6 protein-coding genes are annotated in these 3,506 nt (G+C 61.0%); all 6 read right to left on the bottom strand.

The window, feature by feature from the left end:
• Window positions 1–287: 287 nt before the first annotated feature.
• Window positions 288–656 carry a cell envelope integrity protein TolA gene (gene tolA, locus NKJ06_RS34900; RefSeq protein ID WP_352633412.1) on the bottom strand — a complete coding sequence of 123 codons (369 nt, stop codon included), beginning with the start codon at window positions 654–656 and terminating at the stop codon, window positions 288–290.
• Between the two features lie 14 nt (window positions 657–670).
• The gene (locus NKJ06_RS34905; RefSeq protein ID WP_352633414.1) at window positions 671–844 is read right to left on the bottom strand and encodes a hypothetical protein; all 174 of its coding nucleotides are present in this window, start codon (window positions 842–844) and stop codon (window positions 671–673) included.
• 110 nt (window positions 845–954) lie between these two features.
• Window positions 955–1,812, bottom strand: coding sequence for a glutathione S-transferase family protein (locus NKJ06_RS34910; RefSeq protein ID WP_352633416.1), 858 nt, complete (start codon window positions 1,810–1,812; stop codon window positions 955–957).
• A 22-nt stretch (window positions 1,813–1,834) separates the two neighbouring features.
• Window positions 1,835–2,416 carry a VOC family protein gene (locus tag NKJ06_RS34915; protein WP_352633418.1) on the bottom strand — a complete coding sequence of 194 codons (582 nt, stop codon included), beginning with the start codon at window positions 2,414–2,416 and terminating at the stop codon, window positions 1,835–1,837.
• 222 nt (window positions 2,417–2,638) lie between these two features.
• Entirely contained in the window at window positions 2,639–2,971 is a 333-nt protein-coding gene (locus NKJ06_RS34920; protein WP_352633420.1) for a hypothetical protein, read from the bottom strand.
• A 137-nt stretch (window positions 2,972–3,108) separates the two neighbouring features.
• Complete coding sequence (locus NKJ06_RS34925; RefSeq protein ID WP_352633422.1) at window positions 3,109–3,285, bottom strand: Flp family type IVb pilin; 177 nt, start codon at window positions 3,283–3,285, stop codon at window positions 3,109–3,111.
• Window positions 3,286–3,506 lie beyond the last annotated feature (221 nt).

Raw genomic sequence — 3,506 nt, forward strand, 5'->3', positions numbered from 1 at the left:
AAATCCTCGGCACCGTCACGTCAACCGAATGCCGAAATTACTTCACAGAGGCAGGGTATGCCCAACCTAAATTCATCCCGCTCTAGGGCTGGATCACGGGCGCGCGCCAAGGCCTCTCAACCCCGAGCAAAGCCTGCTACTGGAATGCTATCTGGCCGGCCAGGTTCCGGAGTCGGCCTGGAACGACTACGTCTTCGAGACGCCTGACCTTGCCCGGCATGCCGAGGCAAGGCGCAGTCACCACTGAGCCCCGGCATGCAGCACCGCTGCGTGCGCTGCTTGCGGGCTTACTTGGGAGAGGCGAATTGCAACGTGAACACGTTGCCAGCGATTCCTTGCGCCAGCTTCGGCGAAAAGGTCAGCGGCAGACAATTCTGCAAGGCCGTTGTTGCGGCGTCGACAAACGATCTTTTCGCCTTGGCATCGCCATCCACCTTGATGGCCGTCGGCCTCGGTGGGCCGATCAGCGTGCCGTCCCGCTTGAAGCTGAAGCTCAGGGTCACGCTGGCGGTTCCGGCGTCCGCCGGTGGCGTCCAGCACGTCTGGATGGCGGCCCCGACATCGTTCATGGTGTTGAGTTCAGCCGCCTGTGAAGGATGAATGGCGCTCGCCAGCATCACGCCCGCAACCGCAACACTCCTCGCAACGCTTTTCATCGCCAGCCCTCATCTCATGCCTGATCGGCAATCCGTGCCGGACTGCCAAAATGGATGGTAGGGCCAAAGCAGGCGATGACAATATCTCCGGCAAAAGTTGACGCCAAAAAAGCGACACAGAGGCTGGCGCGCCAGACCGGTGCTTTCACACTCGGCGATAGCGCGCAAAAAGCAAAAAAGGCCGGCATTGCGCCGACCTTTCCTATCGCCACGACGTTCTGCGCCAGTACATCCGTGGTCGCGGGCCGAAAGCGAATTACCGGCAGTAGACAGGGCTTTGGTTAACGAATCCCTAACCTCAGGCCTTGGCCTGCGACTTCACATGGGCGATGTAGCCGCGCACGTCGCCGGCCGGCTCGCTATAGGCCTTGCCAAGCTTCTTCTCGACCGCCGCTACATAGTCCTTCGCCCATTTGGGCAGAGGATAGTCGATGACGGCCAGGAATTCGAGCGTCGCCGCCAGGCGGATATCGGCGATGGACGCGTTCTTGCCGCCGATGAACGGCTTGCCATCCCTGAAGAAGCTGTGGAAGACCTCCAGCGGCTCGGCGATCGCGGCCATCGCCGCCTTCTGGGCTTCGGACTTCTTGTCCGGGTGGGCGTCGCTGTGGCCGACCTCGCCGGCATATTGCGGAAAGCCGAGGAACGGATAGGTGGCGCGCGCCACATAAGGGTAGAGCGTACCGACCAGGTAGAACATGGCGCTGTCGATCATCGCCCGCTTGGCCGGCGCCTTCGGATAGAATTTCTCCAGCCCGTGCTTGTTGGAGAGGTATTGCATGATGGCGCAGCTTTCCCACAACACGCCTCTGGGAAGGCCCTTGTCCTCGATCATCGGCGTCAAATGGGCGGGGTTGCGCGCCATGAATTCCGGCGAGCGGGTGTGGCCCCAGGCATCGGTCTCGGCGGCATCCAGCCCGGCCGCCCGCGCGAACACCCGAACAGTCATGTTGTTGACGCTGGGCTTCAGCATGCTGAGCTTTACGCCAGGCCTCTTCGCCGGCTTCGCCTTGGCCCCAGGCGCGGCTTTTGCCGTCGCCTTCGTGGCGGGCTTGGCGGCTGCCTTGGCCGTGGGCTTTGCCGCAGCTTTCGCCGCCGGCTTGACGGCTGCTTTGGCTGCCGGTTTCCTGGCACTCTTCGTCGCTGTCTTGGCCATCTTGTTCCTCCCTCTGGTCTGTTCAGTATGGGTTCTTCGGCGCCCGGTCGTCCGACAAGGTTGCGCGGGAACGCTCGACGAGCGACTGGATCGCATCGGCGAGATGCACTTCCGCGATGTTGTAGTCGCCGCGCGCGACACGCAGCCTGTGCGCTTCCATCAACACGTCGGCATGGGTGAAGCCCGCCGGCGGTTCGAAGCGGTAGGAGGCCAGTTCGATCAGCAGGCCGAGCGGATCCTCGAAGTAGATCGAATCCATAAAGCCGCGATCCTTGACGCCGCTGTGCTTGATGGCGCGCTCGTCGAGCCGTGCGACGGCCTGCAGAAAGGTGACGCGCGACACCGAAAAAGCGATGTGGTGGACGCAACCCGGATCGGTCGGCGTGCGCCGTTTTTCCGGCGTGCGGCTCTCATCGGTGAAGATAGTGATCAGTCTTCCGTCGCCCGGATCGAAATAGAGGTGGCTTTCGCTCGCTTTGTCGAGGTTCGGCTGCTCGAAGATGAACGGCATGCCGAGCATGCCTTCCCAGAAATCGATCGAGGTCTGGCGCCCGGCCCCGACCAGGGTGATGTGGTGAACGCCCTGCGATTGCAGCTTCTGCATTGGCCTTCTCCCCCGATCTATCCGGCACCCGGCATTTCTATGCGCCGCTGGAACCGTGCCTCAGGATTCATGACGCAATGCTAATGCAATCGGCCCCGCTGCGCCAGAAGCGACGAACGTGGCCAGGTTCGGACGATTGATGGAGTAGCTCTGAGAGATCCGTGGTCTAGGGTCGAAAGCGAATTGCGCCCAATCCCCAGCACGCTACCCAATCTCGGCACGCTAGTTGAGAAATTTGATCTTCTTGAAAGCCATCATCTCTCCCATGACGTTCCCGCTGTCATCGACCTGCTGGCCTTGCCCGACCGTAACCGTCACACGTTGTCCCTTGTAGCGGGACGGCATCACGGTTTTCTCGTTCCAGCTTTCGCACTCGGGAGCGGCACACAGGCCGACTTGCTCGGCCCTCTTGCCGTCGACAATGGTCAGGTAGCAATTGTCGCCGCATTCGAAACCTCGAATGGTGCCTGTGATCCTCCTATCCTTGGAGAAGGACGGACCACACTGGGCGAACAGGGACACGGAGACGACAAGGACCAAGGCCAGTTGTTTCATGCGGACAACTTGCTGTAACGTACCGTGCGGCGCAAGCATCATATGTGACGAAGATATCTTGGTACGCCCAAGGAGAATCGAACCCCTATTCCCGAGCTGCAAACGTATCCGGCCGGTGGGCCGACCGGATAGATGACTTACGACCCGCTGCTGTTGACCGTAGTGCCGACGGTCGTGAATATGCCGTTGAGCGAATTGCCAACCGCGCCGGCGCCGGTGATGATCGCCAGCGCGATAAGAGCCGCGATCAAGCCATACTCGATCGCCGTCGCGCCAGACTCGTCCCGTGCGAAACGGTAGACTATTTTCTGCATTTTCAACCTCCTGGGCTTATTAAAGACAGCACTAATATGCTGCCGCGCGGGTTGCGGAGCAGTTAAGGTTCTCGGTTGCGGGTCCGTTAATATTTGCCGGAAAAATGAAATGAAGGCTGGAGTCGCGGGGTGCCATGATCGTGTCCCGCTGCGTGGTGTAGCTGACGGCTTGGTCGCCGCGCTCTCCGGCATGGGGCCGGGCTGATCAGCGTGCCACGGCT

It is taken from the genome of Mesorhizobium sp. M0293, assembly GCF_040321735.1.
Lineage (GTDB): Bacteria > Pseudomonadota > Alphaproteobacteria > Rhizobiales > Rhizobiaceae > Mesorhizobium.